General features: G+C 38.1%; 19 protein-coding genes and 1 rRNA gene. 8 read left to right on the forward strand and 12 right to left on the reverse strand.

The window, feature by feature from the left end:
• Nucleotides 1-18: 18 nt before the first annotated feature.
• Both BEN71_RS17740 and BEN71_RS17745 read right to left on the reverse strand, forming a co-directional pair.
• The gene (locus BEN71_RS17740) at nucleotides 19-816 is read right to left on the reverse strand and encodes a hypothetical protein (RefSeq protein ID WP_068974979.1); all 798 of its coding nucleotides are present in this window, start codon (nucleotides 814-816) and stop codon (nucleotides 19-21) included.
• 231 nt (nucleotides 817-1,047) lie between these two features.
• Entirely contained in the window at nucleotides 1,048-1,782 is a 735-nt protein-coding gene (locus BEN71_RS17745) for a hypothetical protein (protein WP_068974978.1), read from the reverse strand.
• Between the two features lie 266 nt (nucleotides 1,783-2,048).
• Here BEN71_RS17745 and uvrA point away from each other — a divergent pair, with 266 nt between their 5' ends.
• The 3 genes from uvrA (at nucleotide 2,049) to BEN71_RS17760 (ending at nucleotide 6,729) form a co-directional block, all read left to right on the forward strand.
• Entirely contained in the window at nucleotides 2,049-4,880 is a 2,832-nt protein-coding gene (gene uvrA / locus BEN71_RS17750; RefSeq protein WP_068974977.1) for an excinuclease ABC subunit UvrA, read from the forward strand.
• Nucleotides 4,881-4,932: 52 nt separating this feature from the next.
• The gene (locus BEN71_RS17755) at nucleotides 4,933-5,892 is read left to right on the forward strand and encodes a DUF4062 domain-containing protein (RefSeq protein ID WP_068974976.1); all 960 of its coding nucleotides are present in this window, start codon (nucleotides 4,933-4,935) and stop codon (nucleotides 5,890-5,892) included.
• A gap of 120 nt (nucleotides 5,893-6,012) precedes the next feature.
• Nucleotides 6,013-6,729 carry a hypothetical protein gene (locus BEN71_RS17760; RefSeq protein ID WP_068974975.1) on the forward strand — a complete coding sequence of 239 codons (717 nt, stop codon included), beginning with the start codon at nucleotides 6,013-6,015 and terminating at the stop codon, nucleotides 6,727-6,729.
• An 88-nt stretch (nucleotides 6,730-6,817) separates the two neighbouring features.
• On the opposite strand, the gene BEN71_RS17765 is transcribed toward BEN71_RS17760, so the two are convergent.
• Both BEN71_RS17765 and blaOXA read right to left on the reverse strand, forming a co-directional pair.
• On the reverse strand, nucleotides 6,818-8,530 hold the full coding sequence (locus tag BEN71_RS17765; protein WP_068974974.1) for a GGDEF domain-containing protein: 1,713 nt from the start codon (nucleotides 8,528-8,530) through the stop codon (nucleotides 6,818-6,820).
• 581 nt (nucleotides 8,531-9,111) lie between these two features.
• Nucleotides 9,112-9,933 carry a class D beta-lactamase gene (gene blaOXA, locus BEN71_RS17770; RefSeq protein WP_068974973.1) on the reverse strand — a complete coding sequence of 274 codons (822 nt, stop codon included), beginning with the start codon at nucleotides 9,931-9,933 and terminating at the stop codon, nucleotides 9,112-9,114.
• A gap of 913 nt (nucleotides 9,934-10,846) precedes the next feature.
• On the opposite strand from blaOXA, the gene omp33-36 reads away from it, so the two are divergent.
• The gene (gene omp33-36, locus BEN71_RS17775) at nucleotides 10,847-11,707 is read left to right on the forward strand and encodes a porin Omp33-36 (protein ID WP_068974972.1); all 861 of its coding nucleotides are present in this window, start codon (nucleotides 10,847-10,849) and stop codon (nucleotides 11,705-11,707) included.
• A 72-nt stretch (nucleotides 11,708-11,779) separates the two neighbouring features.
• On the opposite strand, the gene BEN71_RS17780 is transcribed toward omp33-36, so the two are convergent.
• The 4 genes from BEN71_RS17780 to BEN71_RS17795 all read right to left on the reverse strand — a co-directional run bounded on the left by BEN71_RS17780 (nucleotide 11,780) and on the right by BEN71_RS17795 (nucleotide 16,787).
• A complete protein-coding gene (locus tag BEN71_RS17780; RefSeq protein WP_068974971.1) occupies nucleotides 11,780-13,747 on the reverse strand; it encodes a BCCT family transporter in 1,968 nt (655 codons plus the stop codon).
• Between the two features lie 165 nt (nucleotides 13,748-13,912).
• Nucleotides 13,913-14,590 (reverse strand): ion channel, encoded by a 678-nt coding sequence (locus BEN71_RS17785; protein WP_068974970.1) that lies wholly within the window; start codon nucleotides 14,588-14,590, stop codon nucleotides 13,913-13,915.
• Nucleotides 14,591-14,733: 143 nt separating this feature from the next.
• The gene (locus BEN71_RS17790) at nucleotides 14,734-16,449 is read right to left on the reverse strand and encodes a cation acetate symporter (protein WP_068975111.1); all 1,716 of its coding nucleotides are present in this window, start codon (nucleotides 16,447-16,449) and stop codon (nucleotides 14,734-14,736) included.
• Between the two features lie 2 nt (nucleotides 16,450-16,451).
• Complete coding sequence (locus tag BEN71_RS17795; protein WP_068974969.1) at nucleotides 16,452-16,787, reverse strand: DUF485 domain-containing protein; 336 nt, start codon at nucleotides 16,785-16,787, stop codon at nucleotides 16,452-16,454.
• A 187-nt stretch (nucleotides 16,788-16,974) separates the two neighbouring features.
• Here BEN71_RS17795 and BEN71_RS17800 point away from each other — a divergent pair, with 187 nt between their 5' ends.
• A complete protein-coding gene (locus BEN71_RS17800; protein WP_068974968.1) occupies nucleotides 16,975-20,466 on the forward strand; it encodes a hybrid sensor histidine kinase/response regulator in 3,492 nt (1,163 codons plus the stop codon).
• A gap of 417 nt (nucleotides 20,467-20,883) precedes the next feature.
• Nucleotides 20,884-21,645: a hypothetical protein gene (locus BEN71_RS17805; RefSeq protein WP_068974967.1), complete on the forward strand. Its 762-nt coding sequence runs from the start codon at nucleotides 20,884-20,886 to the stop codon at nucleotides 21,643-21,645.
• Between the two features lie 81 nt (nucleotides 21,646-21,726).
• Here the strand turns inward: BEN71_RS17805 and BEN71_RS17810 are convergent, their stop codons facing one another.
• A complete protein-coding gene (locus tag BEN71_RS17810) occupies nucleotides 21,727-22,971 on the reverse strand; it encodes an esterase-like activity of phytase family protein (protein WP_068974966.1) in 1,245 nt (414 codons plus the stop codon).
• 150 nt (nucleotides 22,972-23,121) lie between these two features.
• Complete coding sequence (locus BEN71_RS17815; protein WP_068974965.1) at nucleotides 23,122-23,529, reverse strand: helix-turn-helix domain-containing protein; 408 nt, start codon at nucleotides 23,527-23,529, stop codon at nucleotides 23,122-23,124.
• A gap of 80 nt (nucleotides 23,530-23,609) precedes the next feature.
• Between BEN71_RS17815 and BEN71_RS17820 the strand changes: the two genes are divergently transcribed.
• Together BEN71_RS17820 and BEN71_RS17825 are read left to right on the forward strand one after the other, a co-directional pair.
• On the forward strand, nucleotides 23,610-24,101 hold the full coding sequence (locus BEN71_RS17820) for a DUF2938 domain-containing protein (RefSeq protein ID WP_068974964.1): 492 nt from the start codon (nucleotides 23,610-23,612) through the stop codon (nucleotides 24,099-24,101).
• Between the two features lie 11 nt (nucleotides 24,102-24,112).
• Complete coding sequence (locus BEN71_RS17825; RefSeq protein WP_068974963.1) at nucleotides 24,113-24,670, forward strand: flavodoxin family protein; 558 nt, start codon at nucleotides 24,113-24,115, stop codon at nucleotides 24,668-24,670.
• 176 nt (nucleotides 24,671-24,846) lie between these two features.
• On the opposite strand, the gene BEN71_RS17830 is transcribed toward BEN71_RS17825, so the two are convergent.
• Together BEN71_RS17830 and rrf are read right to left on the reverse strand one after the other, a co-directional pair.
• Nucleotides 24,847-25,587, reverse strand: coding sequence for a hypothetical protein (locus BEN71_RS17830; protein WP_068974962.1), 741 nt, complete (start codon nucleotides 25,585-25,587; stop codon nucleotides 24,847-24,849).
• A gap of 140 nt (nucleotides 25,588-25,727) precedes the next feature.
• Nucleotides 25,728-25,842 (reverse strand): 5S ribosomal RNA (gene rrf, locus BEN71_RS17835).
• Nucleotides 25,843-25,930 lie beyond the last annotated feature (88 nt).

A 25,930-nucleotide genomic window follows, 5' to 3' on the forward strand; every position in this document is an offset into this window, starting at 1 on the left:
TAAGTTGCTATATTTTGCTTAATAAGCACGTTTGAATTTACGACGATTGATGAAAGCAAAAATTCCCATCACAACAGCACCCAAAACAAAAATAACCAATTTAACTTCTATTCTACTCAAGTGATATGCTGAACGTTCAGATTCAGACGTCAAAGGCACTGCCATTGGCGCTTTTACCGCTTCCCCTGTAGCAGTTGCAGAGTTCTCTAATGAAGTTGTATAGGATGAGGCTACATTTTTGAAATTTAATTCACTGAGCTGAGTAGGCTTAGCACCTTTACCCACCAAGACATACGCCGCAACAATATCAAAATCGACTGGATTTTCAATCTTGAACTGAACCTTGGTTGGCTCATAACTATTATATTCAGGAATCCAATCATTTACTTGGCTATAAATACGAACTGTATCTGTTTTTTCTAGTACAGGATCTTCGATTAACATCACTGACATTTCATCAATAATCGAAGTTAATTTTTTGAATTGATGAAAAGAATATTGTGAAGTTTGCTTCAAATTTTCAGCAATCAACTGCTGATGGATCGAATGTTCACTGGCATTGGTTTTATCCAATAAACCTTGATTATCAATAATAAAGTCAACTTTAGAAGTTAATCCTGGGTAATTTTGACGTCCAATCAAATAAACTGCTGTCCAGATCTGATCACTCGCGTGTACATTCTCCAAATTGACTTCATAAAACTGATTTGGTTTCACATTTAAGACTTGCTCAAAAAGGACAGGCGAAGCATTCTCTGCAAAAACATTGCCAGAAAATATAAAACAAATTATTGCAATCACTTTCTGCATATTCATTTCAACCCACCATAAGTGCGACTTAAGTCACAAATATTATATATTAAGTATCCAAATTTGCGTATGCTACTTGTCTAACAATCAGATTTTTAAGATAAATGGAGAAATTTATAGCTACCAAATTCCGCCCTACTCTCTTCGATTTATACAAAATTCAAAATCCCTATTTTTAAGTATTTGACTGTTTTAAAAATGTCGAATCGTCAGTCTTCTCTTTACACTCAATCCATACTAATCACGGCGAAATTTCCCCCAAAGAACGAAAATCATTACAGCAGCAATTACAAAAAAAATTAAAAATCTAGCTTCCATTTTTGCCATCATCGAATCTGGACTTTTAGATGCATTGCGGAACTGTTGCTGTCTTTCCTCAGCACTCATATTGTTATTTTGTAGCATCAAATCCATGACTTGTTTCGGCTTATCACCCTCTCCCACAATCATATAGATCGCAAGTGGCTCAAAGCCTTGTTGTTCAGGAACAGCAATACTTAGTTTAAAATTTTCTACACCATACTCAGGAGCCCAGTCCATAACTTGCGCATAAGTACGGATGACATCTGCATCTTTTACAAACGGATCTTCAATTTCTTTACCTGTTTGCTCTTCGATTTCATCAGCAATATCATCAAATTCTTTCAGTGAAAACTTTTTGCGTAATGGCAAATCATCCGCAACCAAAATCGTTTGATTTATTTTTTCAGTTGGGCTGGCTTTATTGATCAAGCCCTCTGGTAAGATCACCAAATTCATCTGTGCTGTACGATTTGGAATCGTCTGCTTCCCGACCACATAAATTGCCGTCCATGCCTGCGTACTTGGAGAAACATCGGTAAATTCCATTTCTGCTGCATGTTCTTGATCTAGCTTTAAAAATTGTTCAAAAGTCACAATTTTAGTTTTGAGTGCAAACACATGTACGCTCAACATTAACCCTAAAGCGAATGCGAATATCTGTTTCAGCATGGCAACCCTGATTTATAAAGTATTTTATTATCAATAAATTATAAGCAAGACATTGATATATAAGAATTAGACCTTGAATATTGGCTGAATATAATTATAAATATATGAATTAAATCATTTTATGTGAAATTTTAAGCAATTCCGCTTGCTTTAAATGGTCAGTGAAATGACATAATTTGTCGCTTAAAAACTATTTTTTACAGCTTGAACAAAATTAAATCGCTATCATATACAACCTAAATTTGCACAATTCCGAGAAAGTCTTTATGAGCCAAAGTCATATCCGTATTCGAGGCGCACGTACCCATAATTTGAAAAATGTGTCTCTCGATATTCCACGCGACAAGTTTGTGGTGATCACGGGACTTTCAGGCTCTGGAAAGTCATCTCTGGCATTTGATACTTTATATGCCGAAGGTCAGCGCCGTTATGTAGAATCCCTTTCCGCATACGCACGTCAATTCCTTTCACAAATGGAAAAGCCAGAAGTCGATTCGATTGAAGGTTTAAGCCCTGCGATTGCGATTGAACAGAAATCGACAAGTCATAATCCACGTTCAACCGTGGGAACCATTACTGAAATTTATGACTATTTACGTCTGCTCTATGCACGTGTCGGAACACCGTACTGTCCTGAACATGATCTACCAATGGTCGCACAAACTGTTTCGGAAATGGTCGATGCTGTCAAAGGTCTAGAAGAAGGTACAGCCCTGATGTTGCTTGCACCTGTGGTGCGTGAGCGTAAAGGTGAATACAGCAATCTGTTTGATCAATTACAAAGTCAGGGTTTTGTCCGTGCCCGTGTCGATGGTGAAGTGATTGACATTGACACACCACCTGAACTCGATAAAAAGAAAAAACACACCATCGAAGTTGTAGTCGATCGTTTTAAAGTCCGTGATGATCTCGGTAACCGTATTGCGGAAAGTTTTGAAACAGCATTACGTTTAGGTGGCGATATTGCGATTTTATCATGGATGAATGGCGAACAGCCTGAGCGTGTCTTTTCAGCAAAACACTCCTGCCCTGAATGTGACCGTGCTGTTGCAGAGTTAGAGCCTCGCCTGTTTTCATTCAACAATCCATTCGGTGCATGTCCAACCTGTGATGGTTTAGGAACACGTAGCCATTTCAGTGCAGAAAAACTGATTCCAAGCCCTGATGTATCGATCAGCCAAGGTGCAATCCGTGGTTGGGATCGTCAACGCCCCTATTATTATTCAATGATTCAGAAAGTTGCCGATCATTTTGGTTTTTCATTGGATACACCGTGGAATGAACTGGATGCCGACACCAAAAAGAAATTTTTATACGGTACAGGCAAAGAAAAAGTCGACTTAAGCTACATTGATGAACGTGGTCGTAAACACAATCGTGTACAGCCTTTTGAAGGAATTTTGCCACATCTGGAACGTCGCTATCGTGAAACTGAAAGTAACTATGTCCGTGATGATTTGGCGCAGTATTTATCCAATGCTGCCTGTGATGCCTGCGGTGGTTCACGTCTGAATGAAATTTCACGTCATGTTCGCGTTAAAGACAAAACCATTGCACAGATCACGAAGATGTCGATTGGCGATGCGGAACATTATTATCAAGATTTAAATCTTGAGGGTGCAAAAGGCGAAATTGCCGATAAAATTTTTAAAGAAATCCGTGAGCGTCTGCACTTCCTTGTTTCTGTCGGTCTGAACTATTTAAGTCTGTCGCGTTCTGCGGAAACCCTTTCAGGCGGTGAAGCACAGCGTATTCGTCTGGCTTCACAGATCGGTGCAGGTTTAATGGGCGTGATGTACGTCCTCGATGAACCGTCGATTGGTCTGCATCAGCGTGATAATGATCGCTTGCTTGAAACTTTGGTACGTTTACGTGACCTCGGCAATACTGTACTTGTTGTTGAACATGATGAAGATGCGATTCGTGCTGCTGACCATATTATTGATATCGGTCCTGGTGCAGGCGTACATGGCGGTCATGTGATTGCCGAAGGGACTTATGATGAAATTCTGGCAAATAAAGAGTCTTTAACAGGTCAATATCTGTCAGGAAAATTAAAAATCGAAGTGCCGAAACAGCGTACTCAACCGCCTAAGCCTGATGAAAAAATCAAGCTCATGGGTGCATGTGGTCATAACCTGCAAAATGTCGATTTAACTATTCCGCTTGGCATTATGACTTGTGTGGCAGGTGTTTCAGGTTCTGGTAAATCAACCTTAATTAACCGTACTTTGTTGCCGCTTGCCGCAACGCAGTTGAATGGTGCAACCACGCTAACTGCTGAAAAGTTTGATTCAATTGATGGCTTGCAATTCCTCGATAAAGTTGTGGATATTGACCAAAGCCCGATTGGTCGTACGCCACGTTCTAACCCTGCAACCTATACAGGTTTATTTACACCAATTCGTGAATTATTTGCGCAAACGCCTGAAGCAAAAGCGCGTGGTTATGCAGCGGGTCGTTTCTCGTTTAACGTGAAAGGTGGTCGCTGTGAAGCCTGTGAGGGTGACGGCATGATCAAAGTGGCTATGCATTTCTTACCTGATATGTATGTGCCGTGCGATGCTTGTCATGGTGATCGTTATAACCGTGAAACCCTGGAAGTCGGCTATAAAGGTAAAAATATTTCTGATGTTTTAGGTATGACTGTTGAAGATGCAATGCATTTCTTTGATGCGATTCCTGTGATTCATCGTCGTTTGGAAACTTTAAATCAGGTCGGTTTGGGTTATATCCGTCTAGGTCAGTCTGCCACTACCCTTTCAGGCGGTGAAGCACAACGTGTCAAACTAGCACGTGAACTGGCGAAGCGTGATACAGGCAAGACTTTGTATGTGCTGGATGAACCAACGACTGGTCTGCACTTCCATGATATTGCGAAACTTTTAGATATTCTTCATGAGCTGCGCAATAAGGGTAATACCATTGTGGTGATTGAGCATAATCTGGATGTGATTAAAACTGCCGACTGGGTGATTGATCTCGGTCCTGAAGGTGGTGCTGGTGGTGGTCAGATTATTGCTGAAGGTACACCTGAAGAAGTATCAAAATCTAAAGTTTCGCATACAGCTAAGTTTTTGAAGCCGATGTTGAAGTAAACTAGTTTTTCAGGTAAAAGAGTCTAAAGAATTAATAATTTAGGCTCTTTTAATGGCTACACCTAGAGTTTTTGTAAGTTCAACTTGTTATGATTTGAAATACATCCGAGACAATTTACGATATTTCATTACAACTTTAGGTTATGAACCAATCCTTAGTGAAGATGGCGCAGTTTTTTTTGACCCTGCTTCACACACTCATGACTCCTGCTTAACTGAAATTCCAAATTGTCAATTGTTTGTTTTAATCATTGGTGGGCGATATGGTGGAAAATTTCAAGGTACAGATGACTCTATTACCAATATGGAATATAGAGAAGCTATCAAAAATAAAATCCCTGTGTTCACTTTAGTCGAATCTGGCGTTCTCCATGATCACCACACTTATTTGACTAATAGAAAAAATAAAGATATAGATTTAACAAAATTCAACTTCCCATCATCAGACTCGATAAAAATATTTGAATTTGTTGATGAAGTACGTAAAGCAGCCTCCAATAATGCATTAGTACCTTTTCGTGACTTCAATGATATTGAGTGTTATTTAAGAAAACAATGGGCTGGAATGATTTATGACTTTTTAACGAAAAAAAGTGCAAGTGAAAAAATTACTGATTATTTAGAGGTAATTAGCCAAATGAACTCACGGATAGAGTTATTATCCCATGAAATTTTAAATTCTGTTGGTACAAAAAAAGCTAAGCTAAATGCTATTTTTTATGAAGAAATGCTTAGCAATAAAGCTATACAAGATTTAACCTTCCTCGGTCTAAAACCAAAACCAACAGATATTTTAAATAATCCTGATTTTAGTTCTTATTGTAATAGTTTCAATATAGAACTTTTTATACATGATGATGACCACGAATTTTCAATTAGCGGAAATGGAGAAATTTCAAACTCACGCTTCGAAAACAATATAGAAAAATATCATAAAATTCAAAATTTTATCAAAGATATGCTAAAGAAAGATAACATGAGCATTGAAGAGTATTTAAATGATGAGAATTAATCTGACAATAATAATCACATCTACTACAACAACTTATTAAAATATCTTTAAGCCCCCAAGAACTATCTGATAAAACGGTGAATAACCCATCGTTTTATTCTTATAAACTTAGACATTACAATGAAAAAAATCCTACTTTCAGCTCTGTTATGCTACTCACCACTGACTCTGGCTGAGTCTGTTGCCATTCTCAGATATACACCTGTGTATACCGCAGAAAATGTTGCGCCAAACTCAATTTTCTGGATTGAAACACCTCAAAATGACAATACACCTTATCTCCTCAAATCTGGTAAGCAACAAATACGACTGATTGCACAAACTCCGATTTCCCACATTCAAGCCACACCATTTAAACCCGAAACACCCTTAATCACAGGTCAAACCTATACGTTGAATACTGCTGAAAAAAGCGAACGCTTTGCAAATGAACTGACCTATCATTATCCTGTCAAACAACACACAACCACTGCAAACATCCAATGGAGCGCCCCACCCAAACTTGAACACATTGAATTTTTTGAACATTCAAATGATCTAATATTAAAATTTTCAACACAAATGCAGTTCAATCCAAAAGACTATCTTATTCAGGTTCGCATCGCACCATTACATATATTCGCAGGCGAAACAGCTCACATCATCATCCCAACTGTGGATGATCAGAACAAGGTTCTCTTTAAATTAAACTTAGATCCCAAAACGATGACGCTATTTAATTCTGATTTACGAGGTGATATTCTCAAAATCAAATTTGATCTGATTCGTTATGACGGAAAAGTTTTCCTATGGCAGGGCAAAGCAGTTAAATACATTGTTAAAAAATTAAACAAGTAGAATCTTGAATTTTCACGAACTCTAAAGCTAGAAATTTAAAAAATGATCACCTATCAACCTTTTTACAATAGCTTATTCTAATTTAAACTCACACCACCACTTTATTCCGCCCTTGTGCTTTCGCTTTAAACAAAGACTCATCGGCTCGACTAAACAGTGTCTCCCAATTCGGCGCCCCAGATGCAATCCCAATACTCACAGACACTTTCAGCTGTTCATCTGTTCCAGGTAAATCAAAACGTAACTGCGAAATATCTGCCAAAATACTTTCCGCAATTTGAATCAACCAATCTTGCTTCAAATTTTTCAAAACAATTAAAAACTCATCACCACCAAAACGCACAATCAACTCAGAACGCGCAATATTGGCTTGTAAACAAGATGCAATTTGAGCAATCACATGATCCCCCAAAATATGCCCATATTGATCATTCACCGACTTAAAATGATCAATATCAACCACAATCAAACTCAACTGTTGAAACAACTGTGGCTCAGTCGCATACTCTTTTAAAAAAGTATCCAAAGCGACACGATTCGACACACCCGTTAAACTGTCGGTGTTCGCCATATTTTTCAATTTAAATTCAAATACATCCCGCTGTTGCAACATCTCTTTTAAAATATAAATTGCATCATTCAGCGTTTGCGCCTCTTTATACGTTAAATCAACGCCCCCTACATATTCACGCTGATGAGACTTCGATAATTCCACAATCATTTGCTGGGCTTGAATCAAAGGTTCAAACAATTTTTTACGCGTATAAAGCATTGTAAACATCGCGACAGCTAAGGAGATTAACGATGTAAAAAGTGTCAGCAAAAATTGTTGATGAGATGCGCTCGCTTTTTCTTGAGCATCGAGACTTTGCATTTCAAGCAAATAGGTTTGTAGATCCACAACAGTTGTAAATTTTCCCACCATCGCATCAGTAAGCTGATTTGCAGTGATGCTATAAGGCTGATGAAGATCACTCTCTTGCAAAAGCTTCACGACTATAGATAAACCTTGATCAATAAAGCGATCTTTGACCTGTTGATGTAAATTTAAATAATCTTGTGTTTTCAATGATTCAGGTTGGATCGTATCCAGCAACTGCCATAAATATTTTACTTGCTCCTGTGTTTGCAAAGATCGAAGTTTATTCTTTTCTGGAAATGAGGCTGAAAAACTTAATGGCGCCATAATATTTGATGCAACACGACCTGCTTGATCACGCAAATCTGCAAGTATCAGTACCATAGACGCATAGTCCGTCACTTCCTTATTGCGCTTTTTTGAATCCATGACCAATTGTTGTAAAAGTACTCTACAACTGTCCCATGCACCAAACATTCCTAAAATGGCTTGGTCCATCTGCTGAACAGTCCGTTTTTCTTTAGGTAATGCTAAATACACATCAACATGTTTACGGGCATTGCCTAAATCATATTTCAATTGCTGATCAACGCGCTTTGCTAACTCAGTAAAGCCTGCTCGATTTAATGTTTTGACGGTTATATCGATTTGCTGATCGACTTCGCTACGATATTTATTCAGTTCATTGATATTTTTTTGAGCTTCAAGGGTTGTACTCGACATTGCTTTATTTGTAGGTGCTCTTTCACGAGATATTTTATTTGATGTTTCCGCAAATACTCTCAATGTCTGGATGTCTAAAACAGCTTGATGTGAAATTCGATATTGTTGGTAACTACTAATAATTTGAGGAATTGCAATTAACAGCACAGATAAGATAATGATCGACATTAAAAGCAATAAGCGAGTACTAATTTGTTCTGAGCGCAATTGCTGTCCCATTTGTTTTCACCATATCTGTTGTTATTGGTCTACTTTGAAAATACAACTATTCGATTTATTTAACATCAATCTCATTATAAATTAGCCATTAAAAATGATCTATGACTCAAATAATTTTATGAATACCACACAATACCTATTTTTACCTAAGTTTGAATACTGTATATATAGCGATGTTTAACCACAATCTAAAAGCTTAATATTCAAAATAAAATTTGACTTAATTGACGATAATGAGAAGTTCTTTTTGTACCATCAATACATTCATTTAAAGAGTCAAACCAACGTTTAGTCTAAAGAATTAACCAATCGTTTAAAAAACCAACATTTAAAACCAAGTAAAATAATCAAGATTTTATAAAAAACAAATCTACATTCATTTACTTAAATAAAACCTCAATGCTAAATCGCTATTTCAGATCTGTAATATTCAAAATTAACATTTTACATAAAAGTAGAATGAACCTAAAATAAGAAACCAATAGAGATAAACATTATCACTATTTAAGAATTTAACGTTTTCTATGCCCAGTTATCCCCAATAAACTGGGCATTTTTTTGTCTATGATTTTGTAAATGATCTAACGCAAATAGAAAAATAAGCCTAATTTATCCAAAACATCTAAAGACAATTGTTTACGTTGAGCAGGATTATCATCTTTATTCATCTGCATATTTAAAGCAAAAGCTGTAACTTTACCATTCGGCTGTTCCACCCAACCGGTATACCAACCGACTTGAGGTTCAACATCCATTCCCCAACCACTTTTTGCATACAATTTTGCACCACCACGACTCTCCACATAGAGCATATCTTTCACTTGTTGTTGCACAGAAAGATCAAAAGGCAAAGTCTTCATTGCCAGTTGATAGGCAAATTTTGCTTCTTGCTCAGGCGTAATTTTTAATGGGCCAACCAACCAAAAATTATCAACTTGTTTTCCAATATTGGCATTTCCAAAACCAATACGTTTCACTTCTTTTTGCATAAGTTCAAGACCAATACGACGCGCAAGTTCCTGATAAACAGGTACAGCCGATGCCTGCATCGCCTCTCCCAAAGTCATATCTTTTTCCCATGAAGGAAAAAGCCTTTTCTCCCCATGCCATTTAAAAACTTCAGTGGCTGTTGCTTTGTGATGTTGCAAACCGATTAAAGCATTGAGCATTTTGAATGTAGAAGCAGGAATATACTGCGTATTTGCTCGAGTTAAATCATTGCCGTAACGATTTATTTGATTACCGTCATAGGTGATGAATACCGCTTGAGCTTTCGCTTGTTCAAATAACAATGGAATTTCATTCACCCGATCTTCGACTCTATGCTGAGTTTGCACATCGTACATGCAACCTGAAAGTGCAAAGCCCAACAAACAAATACCAAAATATATTTTAACTTTCATAAACTTAACCAGCAATCAAAAAACTATCACCCTTATATATTTATAATCTACTTAACTCCACCAACAATTTCTGTATGATTATTTAAAATATGATTGTAAGAAAATATTTACAGGTGCAATATATTGGTGCATAATGCACTCACTTAGGGCATATTATTAACATTCCTCAGCAGATTTTATTGATTTGCCCCAGATTTTGGCGAAAAATCCCAGTTTTCTTTGAAAATTGGGATTTTTTTTGGCAAAAATCATGCCAATATTTCATTCTATATATCAATAAAGCACCTTAATAGTGCATTTTAATAAATTATCGAATCATTCTCTGCAAAAAGTTGAGTACTTTATAAAGCTTGTAAGTTTTAAAGCAAAAAAAAGCCCAACCTTGGGGAAAGCTGGGCATATAAACTTCAAAATTCATCATATAAATAAACTCTATTTCTTAATTATGTTAAATATATAAATTTTTGTAAAACAAATTAAATAAATAAAACGCTAAAATTTTATCGCTTTTCTAGATAATTGAGGTTTAATTAACAATATATATAAAAAGTGAAGATTAATTCACAAATTATTATTTTATAAATTTAACCATTCATGACATTAATTTGAAATTACATAAAATAAATCATCGAAAATGACGATTAATAAGTATAAAATCAATCATAAAAGCAATTAATAAGTGTAGTATTTTGTCATACTTTTCAAATGAATTAAAAGTTTTATATTAATTTATTTTATTGTTCTGATTACACTTTTTATACGGTTGACTTAAATTTTAACAAATGAGTAGTTTTTAAACAATTTACTTTTCATGTAATTGATTTGTAACGAATGGCCGTAAACATCATTGACTTAATATCTTGTTACAATACAATGCCATGTGTTTCACCAATTTCAACTATTGGAAAAGATTATGAAAAAACTCGGTTTAGCCACTGCTTTATTATTAGCCATGACCGGCGCTCAAGCATACCAATTCGAAGTACAAGGTCAATCAGAGTATATCGATACAACTGTAAATGACAAAGACTTCACTGGTGGCGTACAAGGTACTTACTACCTTAAAAATGTTGACTCTTCTAAAGGTCCTTTAGCTGAAGCAGCATTCTTAAACCAAGCTTCTAATGTATCTTTAGCTTATAACTTTAGCCAATTAGATGCAGGCGTTGATGTTCATAATTTTGGTGCTAAAGCAGAAGCTTATGTTCCAACTCCATACGTTCCAGCTTATGCTAGCGTTTCTTATAGCCACACTATCCTTGATGGTAAAGTTGGTAACTCAGATGACAAAGGCGACCGTTATTCTCTAGAAGTGGGTGCTCTTCCAACTCAAAACTTCTTGGTTGCTGTAGGTTATACAAGCGTTGCTGACCAAACTGCTTTAGATGCATTCAATGTAATGGGTAACGGTGCTGCTAAAGCGGTTGCTGAAGCTGCAACTATCGGTGAAGACCAAGACGCGATCACTGCACGTGCTAAATACGTTGGCGGTATCGATGGTACTAACATGTCTTTAGCGTTTGAATCAGGTATTGTTTATGGTGATGCTACTGCTTACCAACTTAAAACTGATTTGTATTTGAACCCACAATTAAGCGTTGGTGCTTCTTATGCAGAATCTAGCTTTGACGCTACTCCTGATTCAGCTTGGGGCGCAAACGTAAATTACTTTATCACTCCTGCTATTGCAGTAGGTGCAAGCTACGTAAATGCAAACTCAAAAGCTGCGAACGACACTCAAACTGTTGGCGTAAATGCTAAATTCCGTTTCTAAGATCTAATCTTTAGAAATTGAATCAAAAAAGGACTCTAATTTAGAGTCCTTTTTTTGTATAACGAATTAAACTTAATTACGAATCACATTTAAAAAATGTAAATGACGTTCATATTGATCAATGATGTCTTGTAATAGATCTTCTTGCGTCCAATCCATCACATCATAACCCTGCCCGCCTTCACGTAAAAACACTTCAGCCTGATAAAACTCATCAATTTCATCATGTTGTTCATCTAACATAAAACTTGCTGCTTCAGTTTGATGGGTTTGTACTTTATAGACAAAGTTGAGTTCACTTTGGTGATCGACACTCAAAGCTAAACCATCATCGACCTCACGGATATTCACCTCTAAATGACGGCGCTTAAATTCACGTTGAATGCTTTCAAAAGCCTGTCGTACTTGATGTTGAATATAATTATTCACTTCATCGCGTGTATGCGGATAGTGCATGATCAAGCCTAAACGCTGTTGCCAACTGCGAGGATTTTGTACTGCACGCGGGGTAATTCGAGCAGCTTGCAAAGCATTCATTTTCGTGACATCTAAACGTAATGCTTTGAGTAATCCCCAACACAGCAACAACATAATAAATGTAAAAGGTAAAGCACTCATCATGGTTGCCGATTGCAATGCCCCTAATCCGCCAACAAGCAAAAGAATGATCGACAAAACTGCCATTAATGCCGTCCAAAAGAGGCGCTGCCAAATTGGCGAGTTTTCTGATTTCGCTGTGAGATAATCCGTCACTAACGCACCAGAGTCAGCAGAAGTCACAAAGAATAGCACCACCAAAATCGTGGCAATAAAGCTTGAAATACCAGCAAAAGGTAAATGACTTAAAAACTCAAACAGCGCTACAGATGAATCATTTTGAACTGCTGTGATTAAACTGGTGTGTCCTTGTTCTAAAATGCTGAACAGTGCGGCATTGCCCATGAAACCCATCCAAATCAAGGTAAATCCTGTTGGAATCAACAACACACCCACAATGAACTCACGAATAGTACGCCCACGGGACACCCGTGCAATAAACATTCCTACAAATGGTGACCAAGAAATCCACCATGCCCAATACATAATCGTCCAACCACCAATCCAACCATTCGGTTGATACGCATAAAGATTAAAGGTCATGGAGAATAAATTGGACATATACTGTCCAGCATTTTGAATTGTGGTTTGTAAAATATAAATACTTGAACTGGCTAAAAATACAAAGACCAATAAAGACAATGCAAGCACTAAATTCAGTTCAGATAAACGCTTAATTCCTTTATCTAAGCCCAAACCCACAGACAAAGATGCCAAAGCACTGACAAAAATAATCAGCATGATTTGCGTGCTGATCTGGTTTTCCCAACCAAATAAATAACTCAAACCTGAGTTAATCTGTGTGACGCCAAAACCCAATGTCGTTGCAACACCAAAAACCGTTCCAAGTGTTGCAAAGGTATCGACCGCATCACCCATTGGTCCATAGATTTTTTTACCAATAATCGGATATAAACCTGAACGAACTTTTAAAGGCAAATTATAGCGGAATGCAAAATAAGCCAATGTTAAACCAACTAAGGCATAGATTGCCCAAGCATGTAATCCCCAATGGAAAAAGGTGATTCGCATCGCTTGCTGTGCGGCTTGTACCGTTTGTGCATCACCTGTAGGTGGACTGACATAATGCATGACGGGTTCAGCCACACCAAAAAACATCAATCCAATCCCCATCCCTGCGGTAAATAGCATGGCGAACCAAGAGCCACTGCTATATTCGGGTTGGCTATGATCAGGGCCAAGTTTTATTTTCCCCATGTCTGATAATGCAATAAACACAAGAACCAAAAGAAAAATTGCAACCGCAAGTACATAGAACCAACTAAATGAATCGGTAATCCACTGATTCATTTGTTTGGTCATGAGATCAAAAGCATTCGGTGTCAAAATCACGAATGCTAAAAAAATAACGATAATTCCAACCGTACTGAAAAACACATTTGGATTGACATTATCAAACCAAGATGACTTTTTGGAAGGCATATCTTCCTCACATTTTTTTAATTAACGGGCAGACCCTATGGGTCAAGAAAGGCATTCACAAGAAGTGAAAAAGAGCAGACTCAGCTTAAGAAAAGTCCAGATTTGATTATAATTCAAGCAAAAAATCGATACAGTTTACTTACTGTAAAAAATATTCAATTGAAATTATTCATTTTTATGCGCGATATAGTGTAAAGAAATCAAACGCGAAACAATCAATGCCAAGTACATCACACCACCAAACATTTGTAGCATCGCAACAACCCGTGCAGGTGGTGCAAGCGGAATTACATCAGACAGCCCTGTAGCAGACTGCAAACTAAAACTAAGAAACAGCAAATCGAGCCAAGTTTGATATTCACCAAGATGATTTGGATTTTGAAAACTATTGGGCACGAGTAACTGACAAATACTATATAAAAATGCAAAGCCCCATGCGATCAAGGTAAAAACAGCCCCTGCTGCAAACAGTTCATCTTTGGTGAGATAGCGGTCTTCAAACATATAACGTACCAAACCATAAGCAGCGCAAAAATAAGCCATGGCTTCAAAGAAATGCGCTGTGATTTGCATCGGAATGGAACGTTGCCCAATGAGCATCAAAATCGAAAATATAAATGCACCACTAACAAAAATCATGCCCAAGATGGTAAATGTAGGTGTTTGTCGAATTACTTTGGCAATAATCAAAAGTGCCAAGACACCCACAGCCCACGTGAGAATTTGATAGCTTCGACTTTGACTGGTATAGAGATAAAGGAATAAGCTACTTAACTGAACCAATAGCAGCCAAGCAGAGGGCAATAGTTTAAAGTCTTTCCAAAAATCAACAATTGGACGCATATTTTAGATTCTGTTTGTTTTTATCAATTTCAAAGTTAGCACATTCATGCATGTTGATACATTTTTTCTACGATGAATACATTTTAAAACCATAAAAAAAACACCTCCAAGGAGGTGTTCTTTATAGGATCAGATCATTTGAATTAGTGATCTGAAGCACCTGAGATGCCAATACCTGTTTGTGAACGAACATACTGTGCATCAAATGCTTTGCGTTCTGCTTCTGCGCGAGCTGATTTATCAGTCACAGAGAATAACCAACAGCAGATGAATGCTAACGGCATTGCAAAGATTGCAGGGCCATTGAATGAGTTGATTGGTGTATCAGAGATTTTTAATGTATCTACCCAAACTGCTTTAGATAAGATAATTAACGTTACTGCTGTTACTAGACCAACAACACCACCGATCACCGCACCACGAGTTGTTAAACCTTTCCAGAACATTGAAAGTACAAGTACTGGGAAGTTTGCACACGCTGCTACAGAGAATGCTAAACCAACCATGAATGCTACGTTTTGTTTTTCGAACAAAATACCCAAGATCATCGCGAAGATAGCAAGACCTAAAGTCGCAATCTTAGACATACGTAATTCAGATTCAGGCGTCGTTTGACCTTTCTTCAATACGTTTGCATACAAGTCATGAGAGATTGCTGAAGCACCAGACAATGTCAAACCAGCAACAACCGCAAGGATCGTAGCAAATGCAACTGCTGAAATAAAGCCCATGAACAAGTCGCCACCAACAGCATCAGACAAGTGAACCGCAGCCATGTTGTTACCACCAACAAGTTCTAACTTGCCAGTAACTGCCATTTTTGCAACGTCGATGAATTGTGGGTTGTTTGATACGAAAAGGATCGCACCGAAACCGATGATGAATGTTAATAGGTAGAAGTAACCAATGAAACCTGTTGCAACTACAACTGATTTACGTGCTTCTTTCGCATCTTTAACTGTGAAGAAACGCATAAGGATGTGTGGTAAACCTGCTGTACCGAACATCAACGCTAAACCAAGAGATAAAGCATCTAATGGGTTTTTAGCAAGGCTACCAGGCCCCATGATCTTAGATGCATCTTCAAGGCTCACATCATGTACTTTTGCAAATACGTCGATTGATTGCTTGAACATTTCAGAGAAGCTATAACCTACAGAATGCATCACCATGAACGCCATGAATGTTGCACCTGAAAGTAACATCACCGCTTTAATGATCTGTACCCAAGTTGTTGCCAACATACCACCGAACATTACATAAGCCATCATGAGAAGACCCACGATCACAACTGCGATGTTGTAGTTCAAACCGAATAATAGTTTGATTAACTGACCTGCACCTACCATCTGTGCGATTAAGTAGAATGCAACTACAACCAATGAGCTGATCGCTGCAAGCGTACGTACTGGTTTTTCTTCTAAGCGGAATGAAACCACGTCAGACAGGTTATATTTACCTAAGTTACGCAGACGTTCAGCCACCAAGAACAATACGATCGGCCAACCCACCATGAAGCCTAGTGAATAAAGCAAGCCATCAAAGCCTGAGCTAAACACCATTGCGGAAATACCCAAGAACGATGCTGCTGACATATAGTCACCCGCAATCGCCAAACCATTTTGGAAACCTGAGATACCACCACCAGCAGTATAGAAGTCAGCAGTATTTGTCGTTTGTTTAGCAGCCCATTTGGTAATGAACAATGTTAAACCCACGAAAATCGCAAACATGATAATTGCGTGCCAGTTTGTTGCCTGTTGTTGAGCTTCACCTAAGTCAGGACCAGCTTGTGCGACAGTTGAAAGCAGTGCAGTAGATGCAAGAGCTGCTTTAGTTTTTAAAGAGTTCCATTTCATCATTAGTGCAGTCCTTTTTCATGAGCAATTTCTTCTACTTCTTTCATTGCTTCTTCAGTCAATTGATCCAAAGAATTGTTGGCGATATATGAATACACGCCACATAAAAGAAAAGATAAAACAATAATGCTCAGACCTAAAGGAATTCCCCAAGTGGTGACACCACCTTCCGATACTTTAGATAATAAAAACTCTTTGTTGTAGCCAACTAAAAGCATAAATCCAACATAAACAAACAACATAATTGCCGTAAGTGTCCAGCTCAATTTACTTTTCTTAGCAACCATTTCTTTGAATTTTGGATTTTGTAGAATCGCGTCTACTTGTCTCTCATCCATAACCATGCTCCTTGTTAAGCGACCAGTATCCTGGTTGCTTCTTTTTAATCATTTTTTTACATGGTCAAAATTAACAAGATTGTGGGGTTCTCGTAACTTAGACTTTGGTCGTTAAATTTTGATCGAAATGAACGAGTCAGTTCATAGATAGAGTATTATAGAACGAGATTTTTACATCGTAGTCCTTATGAGCAGTTGGTTAATTATAGGGGTTCTCGCCCTTTACATCCTCATTCTCTTCGTTTGCGCCTTCTTTGGAGAGAAGCATGCGAGTCGATTAAGCACGCGCGGCAGGATGTTACTCTTTAGTCTAACATTGGGGGTTTATTGCTCATCTTGGACATTTTATGGTGCAACGGGTGCAGCGGTTCGTGAAGGGATTATTTTCTTACCCATCTATTTAGGGCCACTATTATTTGTTTGGCTTGGTTACGATATTTGGCGTCGTTTAGGACGAGTTCGTCAGCATCATGCAATCTCTTCTATCGCTGACTTTGTCGCTGCACGTTATGGTAAAAGCGGGACACTGGCATCTTTAGTGACCATTCTTGCTGTAGTCGCAATTATTCCGTATCTCGCGCTACAACTGCGTGCCATTGCACTCAGTGCTTCCGTCATGCTGGATCACAACACTCAAGTGCTCTCTACGACAACGAATGGGGTTCTCGGTTTAACTGCAGTTTTAGCAATTTTGGCCATGATGTTTGGGACACGACAAATTGCCAATACAGAACAACATGGCGGTTTAATGTTAGCTGTAGCATTTGAATCTTTTGTGAAACTCTTTGCCCTACTCTGTGTTGCATTCTTTTTTATATTTGAAGCCCCTGAAAACATCGTCCAGATTTCGCATGATGTGCAAAAGACTTTCCACGAAGTGCAATTGTTTGGTGTCCCTGAAACCTTTTGGGTTCAAACGCTTTTAGCCGCATTGGCAATTATCTGTTTACCTCGCCAATTCCACGTAGCAGTCGTTGAATTACGCGATGAAAAGCACATTCGTGGCGCACGTCGTTGGTTCGCAGCTTATTTAATTTTAACCATCATTGCGATTATTCCAATTGCCAGCTGGGCGCTACACGCTGCACCAAAATATTTGACTATTCCCGATGTTGCAGTGCTATCTTTACCAATCAGTTATAACCAAGACTGGTTGTCTTTACTGGCTTTTCTAGGTGGTTTTTCAGCATCTACAGGAATGCTCTTGGTTTCATCTGTAGCATTATCAATCATGCTCAGTAACGATTTAATCATGCCTGCTTTGTGGAGATTTGGCATTCTGTCACGCCATGATAAACGCCTCCCGCAAGTACTCAAATTCACCCGTCGTGTATGTATTTTAGCGGTGATGTTGTTAGGCTTTTTATTCTTCCATTTTTTTAATGATATTGACCAGTTATCAACTTTTGGCTTATTGGCATTTAGTGCTGTTGCACAATTCTCTCCTGCATTGATTGGCGGATTATATTGGCGTGGTGGTAGTCGCCAAGGTGTTTACGCAGGCTTGGTGGTCGGCTTTATTCTATGGTCTTATACCTTACTCTTACCGACGATTTTGCGTAGTTTACCGACTGAATATGGGGACTTCGCTCATCAGTTTTTAATGTTTGGGCCTTTAGGGATTACATGGTTAAGACCTGAAGCCTTATTTGGTTTTGAGTCTTTTGCACCATTGACCCACGGTGTGATTTGGGCATTGGGCTTAAATATTATGCTTTACATTTGGGTATCTAGAATTTATCGCCCAAGTATTGCAGAACAAATTCAGGCAGAGAGCTTTTTCTACTATGAAACTAAACCTCTTCCTGCACAAAGTACCTCAACAGACATCAATTATTTACACCATGATGTTGCAAAACTTAAAGTTGGCGACTTAATCGCACTTGCCAAACGTATTACAGGTGAAGGTCCAACGACCCATGCATTCCGCCAATTTTGTATCATGAACAATGTGGTCATGAATGAGAATAGCAGTGCAAACGGGATGTGGTGGCGTTTTACTGAGCAGTATTTGGCAGGTACGATTGGTGCAGCATCAGCCCGTACCCTGCTGACTACAGCCATGGTGAATAATGGTTTAGCACTGGGGCAAGTGGCGAATATTCTTGACCAAGCCTCACAATGGCAACGCTTTAACCAAAACCTGATCATGACCATGATTGACCACATGACCCAAGGCGTCAGCGTAGTCGATGAGAATATGTGCTTGGTCGCGTGGAATAATCAATACCTTAAACTTTTTGATTATCCAAAAGATTTAGTTTATGTCGGTTGTCCAATTGCAGATTTGATTCGTTATAACGCTGAACGTGGTGAATGTGGTCCAGGTTCAGTCGAAGAACACGTTCGCAAACGGATTCACTGGATGAAAGTCGGTAGTGCGCACGAATTTGAACGGATTCGTAAAGATGGTCGCGTTATCCAAATGCGTGGCAATCCGATTGAAGGCGGTGGTTTTGTTACAACCTTTGCGGATATTACAGCGTTCCGTGAAAATGAAGCGGTACTTGAAGCACGTGTTTCTGATCGTACCCAACAGCTTGCAGATGCATTGACAGAACAGCAATTGGCTCGTGAGCAAGCCGATAAAGCCAATATGTCAAAAAGTCGGTTTATCGCAGCAGCCAGCCACGATCTTTTACAACCTATGCATGCAGCACGCTTGTTCAGCACTGCGTTAGAGCAAAGTATTCAGTCTGATGAAGACCGTAAAACCTTACAACAACTGGATCGGGCATTGCATGGCGCAGAAAGCATGCTTTCTGCCCTTTTGGATATTGCACGTTTAGAAGGTGGTTCAATCCAACCAAAGCGTCAAGCTTATCCACTGCATGACTTACTCAACGATTTAGAATTGCAATTTAAATCCATTGCCGCACAACGTGACATTCAATTTAGTGTCCATGATGCAAAATTCTGGATTGATACCGATCCACAATGGATTCGTCGTATTATTCAAAACTTTGTTAGTAATGCCCTACGCTATACTGCACGTGGTCGTGTCGTGGTTGGTGTACTTCGCGCTTCTAACCGCCCAAATCATATTCGTATCGGCGTTTGGGATACGGGTCCAGGTATCGCAGAAGAACAACGTATTAAACTATTCCAAGAGTTTGAACGTTGTGGACATACCTCACCTTGGGGTGAGCAAGGTTTAGGCTTAGGTTTAGCCATCGTACAACGTATGACCAGCCTACTTGATTACCCTGTGCATGTTTACTCTACACAAGGCAAAGGCTCATGCTTCATGATCGATGTACCGATTGTTGATGCACCGAAAGTCGTAGCCACGCCTGTACAAGCAGTTCCGCTCAAATCAAAAGCCTATAAAATCTTGTGCTTAGATAATGATGAAACCATTTTGGAAGGTATGTCTACATTGCTGACCAAGTGGGGGTATCAAGTCTTTAAAGCCACAGAACCTGAACAAGCTTTGGAGCTGATTCAGAAAGAAAATATCCAAGTCTGGCTCGTTGATCAACACTTGAATCATGGCAAAATCGGCTTAGATTTTATCATTGAACATCGTCAGGAAAATGTACCTTCCGCATTGATCACGGCAGACTCAGATCCTGAACTGCCACAACGTGTCAAAGATTTGAATATTGTGTTGTTAAAGAAACCATTGAAGCCAGCTTCGTTACGCTCATGGTTATCTGGTCTAAAAATTTCTCAGTAAATTTTAACTAGGCAGCTGTATCAATTTCATATTTTGATACATTTATAACCTCTATCCAGCTGATGGATAGAGGTTTTTGTTTCACTATTTTTAAGTGAAATAGCAATTTATTTTAAACTTTATGCAAAAGCATTCAAAAACAGTAAGAAAATAATCAGAATCATTGACCAAAAATTTCAAAGCTTTATTTTCTATGGCAATTTCAACCAAAATAGTAAATATACACTTGTATAATTAGTTACAATTAAATATGCTGCTGATTTTTATAAACAAAAATATCATCTTAACCCCGAATACAACTTTAGTCTTATTCCTATTGCAACCCATATAAATCGAAAATTATCACAACACAAAAGCACGCGCTTGTTCAGGGAAGCAACATTTGCGTATTAAATGAATTTAAATAGGATTTTTGCCATGAATATTTCAGAAGTTTCAAATGGGCATCAAGCTCAACAATTCCACCGTCAATATGGTGCAAATGCAATCCTGCCTGAAATCGATTGGCAAGATATTTTTAAACACAGCAAACTGCAAAACACACAAATCCAAGCCTTAAACACACTTTATCAAGCTGCTGTTCCATTGGCTTTACAAGTTTTTGAAGACTTGAAATTTGATGTTTTTGCACCTGTTGCATTCCACCCACAAGGTTTGGGCTTATTTGATAAATTAGCGCAACAAGAAGAAAAACTGGTTCAACGCTTAGAAGATGAATGTGAATGCTTAAATGATGAAGTTCGTCATCAAGTGTGGAGCATGTTGCTGCGTGGTGGCGCAGTACTTGTATTCAAAGCTTGGCTGGGTAAAGTTAAACTGGGAAATAATAGCTTAGATATGACTCAATTTGATGAGCTTTCTGATTTACTGTTTATTAAAACATCACCTACAACTTTAGCGCACCGTCTAAGTGTAAATTCACAAGCTAATTATGATCACGTCTTTTTAATGTATGGTAATGACGTATTCTTAGATCGCTTTAACAGCCTTGAAACTGCTGCATTATTTGTTGATCTCGGTGTATATGATGCCGCATTCTTAAGCTTACGTGACGACCGCGTTGCTGAATATTTAAAATCTAAAGGCTATGTCAGCCAAGATCAAATAGAAGACTTAAAATGTGCTTTAAACCCATTGGGTTGCCCAGATCAAGTATCGAAACAAGATTGTTTAGCTTAAAATAAAACGACAAAATAGATCTAAAGAAGCCAGTCATATGACTGGCTTCTTATCAATAATATCATTCAGAGTATATACATACTAAAATAATGCCTTCGGCAATTTAATCTGAATAATTTCATTATCATCTGCTTTTTTCGCATTTCGCCCAGATGATCCAGGGAAGTTATTATCATTCAATACCGTTAAGGTATTTTTATTCTCAATAATCACATCTTCAATGGTAAAAAATGGGAATGCGAAGTTTGTACCCGTACCAATGTCACCATCGCGAGCAGTACCATATAAATTATTTGGGTTCGCGATCTTCATTAAATCAACCAATTCGGCACGTTGAACAGCTTTACCCGATTCACCCAATTTAATTTGAATCAACTTCTTATAACCCTCTAACTTATTTTCTGAATCATCACGCTCAATGATCACACCTGATTCATGATCAAATAATTGAAAATCACCAATCGAGGTCGCTTTTTCATTTAAATCGAACAAATAATATTTGCCTGTATACGCTTTTTTCTTCACATCAAACTGTGAAATTAATAACTGACGCCGTACTGAACCTTTCAAAGGTTTTTCTAAAAGCGGATATAAATACTGACCATCTTTTGACAAAGCCATCCCCTCAAAACCACCACTTTGTAGCGTTAAAGGTTCTACATAATTTACATTGGCTTTATTCAATTGATTTTGTGGAGAACGCAATTCTGTACCGACTTTAAACGGATTTGGAAGCGAAATAGGTGCGTCAATTAATACACCATCTTTATCAAAATGAAGTAAATAAGGACCAAATTCATCTCCAATCCAATACGTTCCATCTGCAGTTCGTTGAATCGACTCAGGATCAAAATCTGCACCTGTTAATAAACGATCTGAAGTATTTTTATTGGTAATATCAAAGGGAACTAGCTTATTTGGATCGCGTAACTGAATAAAACTCATCACTTGAACTTTTGCTGAACCTGTTGATTTGGTACGAAAATCAGGTTTGATTTGATAGATGCGTAATAGAAAATCTGCTGAATTTTCTTGTGCACCAAAACCATTGTCCGCCATCACCATATACGTTCCGTCACCATTTTTCAAAGCGCCTGAAAAACCTTGTACAGGCTGCCCCTTAAATGGAGGGAAAATACCATTTGCTCCTTTCACTGCTGCACCTGAATTCGGTCCTGCGGCATAGGTTTCAACATCAAGCTTGGCAAATGACACCAACGTAGGCACTGAAACCGATGATTCAAATGAGAAGTCATCTTCATCATTACAGGCGGTTAAACCTAAAGCACTACAGCAGAATAAAGCCAATAAAATTTTCTTGTTCATGGTCTTATACATTTGATAAAAATTTACGCAAATTTAACAAGTTTTGATGACGCTTTTACTGCACTAAAATGAAGACTTCATGGCGGAAAAAATAACAATGTAACGCAATGCGTTGTGATCTGAATGAAAATAACACTCATCGAATCAGTATTACTCAAGTTTAGTCGGTTGATATTCACCCGCAATCGCTGCTTTTAAATACTTTTGAAAGGTTGGACATTGCATATGATTTTCTGCGGGGCATACGGCAGCATGTCTCAGTCCTTCACTGATGAAATGTAAGCGCCGAGTCATCTGTTCCAGTTGCTCGGCTTTCTGATTTAACATTTTTCGATCCAATTCAGGCTGACCATCTTGGCTAAACATCTGCGCAATTTCAGTTAAGGAAAAACCTGCCGCTCGTCCCAAAGCAATCAGTGCCAATTGATCTAAAACTTGCTTGCCATATTGTCGGCGTAACCCATGACGACCAATAGATTTAATTAAGCCCTTTTCTTCATAAAAGCGTAAGGTCGATGTCGCCACATTTGCCCGTTTAGCCACCTCTCCAATATCCATAAATACCTCTTGACTTCAAGTTGACTTTAATTTGCACACTATCTTTATCGCGTTTTATACAGAAAAGATCAAGGTGAAAAATGAAAACTGCGGAATTGCTGTTTCAAATCCTGTGCATGGGTATCGGTGCAACACTGATCATGGATATATGGCTTTTTATCTTAAAAAAATTCAATCTTCCCACACTCAATTTTGCTCTGCTGGGTCGTTGGGTCGGTTGGATATTTAAAGGTAAATTCACCCATACATCAATTGCCCAAAGTCCAAGCATTCGACGTGAATATGCATTGGGTTGGCTAGCGCATTACAGCGTCGGTATCCTCTTCGCATTTGGCTTTATTTTAATTGTAGGTAACGCATGGTTATTACAGCCTCAATTCTATTCTGCCTTTTGTTTTGGTCTTATCACGGTTCTGATGCCTTTTCTGATCATGCAGCCCGCCATGGGCTCAGGAATTGCTTCTGCTAAAACTGCACAGCCTTTGCACAACATTCTACGAAGTCTGATCAATCACAGTATCTTTGGCGGTGGTTTATATCTCAGCGCCCAATTACTTGCACTATTTCTATAAGGAGTCAAACCATGAAATCTATTGCCATTATTTATCATAGCCGCCAAGGTCATATCCAATTTATCGCCCAACAAATTCAACTTGGCGCAGCACAAGTCGAACAGATTAAAATTGATTTATTCACCGCTGAACAGTTGATGTCTCAACCTGAATTACTCTGTCAATATGATGGACTAATTTGGGGTACTCCAACCTATCTCGGTGGTGTCTCTGGCACTTTTAAACAACTCATGGATGCCACAGGTCCATTATGGAAGAAGCAGGCATTTAAAGGAAAATTAGCCGCAGGATTTACTGTTTCCTCATTACCTGCTGGGGATAAGCAATCGACCCTGATTTCACTTTTCACCTTTTCGATGCAACACGGTATGGTATGGATCGGCAACCCTATTTTACCTGAGCAACATCAAGGTGTTCCGTATACGCAAGCAGCCAATCGGCTCGGGTCATGGTCTGGTCTTATGGCACAAGCCGAACATGCCAGTGCGGCAGATGCTTTTGATATTGGCGATATTAAAACTGCTCAGTTATTTGGAGAAAACTTTGCATTTCGCTTAAATGCATATTAAGGAACATGATCGAATAAAAGGAGCTAGTCTTTAATTTTCATATTTTTTAATCTCTGACATTACCACATTAAAACATTGAGTGTTATTAACTGTTTCTTTTCTATGTGAATGTCAGCATGGATTAGGAATATATCTTATGAAGAAACCCCTGTCAGGATGATGGGGTTTTCTTTTATTTAGACAATAATTCCAAATCTATTCAACGCCCGTGTAACATTTTCGTTCGTATTCAAAAGGAATTTACCCTCTTTATCTTTCTCAATTCTAAACGAAAGTTTTTCTGATTTTGCAATTACACCAGCATCCAGTAGTCTACGAATCTCATTATTTGGAAAAATTAAAAAATTATTTATATATGCAGTACCTGTGAATGTTCTCATCACAAGAATATAGAAAGTAGAAGATGAATCTTTTGAATCAAAAGCCCGCTGATTTAATGTAAAAACATATTTGTTATTTTCAGATAAATTGGCAGTCTTTACTTGTATATGAAAGTATTTATTATCCTTACTTGCAATAATATCTATCCCATCATCAACTGCCATATATGATGCATTAAACCCGAAAAAGAGTAATTCAGACATCACTGCAAATTCACCAGCTTTGCCAGTGTAAAGTGCATTAACTTTAGGTTGTTGTGGTACAACTATTTCTTGACGAAGAATATTTCTCGGCGTCTTTATTTTATAAATTCCTCTTTTTGCACCTCCGTTTTTATTCTTTGGTTTACTAAAATTCGATTTCGTCTTATTTTTGAGAATATCAGCTGATAATACACTTGAAATTTTTTGTGGCAATTGTTCAAACGGAATTTGGATATGCGGATATTTCTTTACCAATACAGTCGCAATATCATCAACATGCATTTCTTTTTTTACATCTTTGAGAACTTCTGCAATTTGCTCTATCAACTTCATTTCTGTTATTCATCATCTTCTTCTAGCTCGTGTAAATATATGATATTTGAATTCTTTTAGCAAAGAATAGCCTTCATATATTTTTCACCCAATAAAAAACACCCCGATCTCGCTAGAGATTGGGGTGTTTTAAATTTAAAAGCTGGCGATGACTTACTCTCACATGGGTAACCCCACACTACCATCAGCGCTAAGAGGTTTCACTTCTGAGTTCGGGAAGGGATCAGGTGGTTCACTCTTGCTATTGTCGCCAGCAAACTGTTTATGATTAATCACTTGGTCTTATTTAACTGTATTTACAGTGTGTGCCTAGCTTTGGTCAAATGAGTTATTAACAGAATAA

Source organism: Acinetobacter wuhouensis, assembly GCF_001696605.3.
GTDB lineage: Bacteria > Pseudomonadota > Gammaproteobacteria > Pseudomonadales > Moraxellaceae > Acinetobacter > Acinetobacter wuhouensis.

What these genes read in the sequence shown, in the direction of transcription:
- BEN71_RS17740 (WP_068974979.1), bottom strand. Translation starts at nt 816, where the DNA reads ATGAATATGCAGAAAGTGATTGCAATAATTTGTTTTATATTTTCTGGC.
- BEN71_RS17745 (WP_068974978.1), bottom strand. Translation starts at nt 1,782, where the DNA reads ATGCTGAAACAGATATTCGCATTCGCTTTAGGGTTAATGTTGAGCGTA.
- uvrA (WP_068974977.1), top strand. Translation starts at nt 2,049, where the DNA reads ATGAGCCAAAGTCATATCCGTATTCGAGGCGCACGTACCCATAATTTG.
- BEN71_RS17755 (WP_068974976.1), top strand. Translation starts at nt 4,933, where the DNA reads ATGGCTACACCTAGAGTTTTTGTAAGTTCAACTTGTTATGATTTGAAA.
- BEN71_RS17760 (WP_068974975.1), top strand. Translation starts at nt 6,013, where the DNA reads ATGAAAAAAATCCTACTTTCAGCTCTGTTATGCTACTCACCACTGACT.
- BEN71_RS17765 (WP_068974974.1), bottom strand. Translation starts at nt 8,530, where the DNA reads ATGGGACAGCAATTGCGCTCAGAACAAATTAGTACTCGCTTATTGCTT.
- blaOXA (WP_068974973.1), bottom strand. Translation starts at nt 9,933, where the DNA reads ATGAAAGTTAAAATATATTTTGGTATTTGTTTGTTGGGCTTTGCACTT.
- omp33-36 (WP_068974972.1), top strand. Translation starts at nt 10,847, where the DNA reads ATGAAAAAACTCGGTTTAGCCACTGCTTTATTATTAGCCATGACCGGC.
- BEN71_RS17780 (WP_068974971.1), bottom strand. Translation starts at nt 13,747, where the DNA reads ATGCCTTCCAAAAAGTCATCTTGGTTTGATAATGTCAATCCAAATGTG.
- BEN71_RS17785 (WP_068974970.1), bottom strand. Translation starts at nt 14,590, where the DNA reads ATGCGTCCAATTGTTGATTTTTGGAAAGACTTTAAACTATTGCCCTCT.
- BEN71_RS17790 (WP_068975111.1), bottom strand. Translation starts at nt 16,449, where the DNA reads ATGAAATGGAACTCTTTAAAAACTAAAGCAGCTCTTGCATCTACTGCA.
- BEN71_RS17795 (WP_068974969.1), bottom strand. Translation starts at nt 16,787, where the DNA reads ATGGATGAGAGACAAGTAGACGCGATTCTACAAAATCCAAAATTCAAA.
- BEN71_RS17800 (WP_068974968.1), top strand. Translation starts at nt 16,975, where the DNA reads ATGAGCAGTTGGTTAATTATAGGGGTTCTCGCCCTTTACATCCTCATT.
- BEN71_RS17805 (WP_068974967.1), top strand. Translation starts at nt 20,884, where the DNA reads ATGAATATTTCAGAAGTTTCAAATGGGCATCAAGCTCAACAATTCCAC.
- BEN71_RS17810 (WP_068974966.1), bottom strand. Translation starts at nt 22,971, where the DNA reads ATGAACAAGAAAATTTTATTGGCTTTATTCTGCTGTAGTGCTTTAGGT.
- BEN71_RS17815 (WP_068974965.1), bottom strand. Translation starts at nt 23,529, where the DNA reads ATGGATATTGGAGAGGTGGCTAAACGGGCAAATGTGGCGACATCGACC.
- BEN71_RS17820 (WP_068974964.1), top strand. Translation starts at nt 23,610, where the DNA reads ATGAAAACTGCGGAATTGCTGTTTCAAATCCTGTGCATGGGTATCGGT.
- BEN71_RS17825 (WP_068974963.1), top strand. Translation starts at nt 24,113, where the DNA reads ATGAAATCTATTGCCATTATTTATCATAGCCGCCAAGGTCATATCCAA.
- BEN71_RS17830 (WP_068974962.1), bottom strand. Translation starts at nt 25,587, where the DNA reads ATGAAGTTGATAGAGCAAATTGCAGAAGTTCTCAAAGATGTAAAAAAA.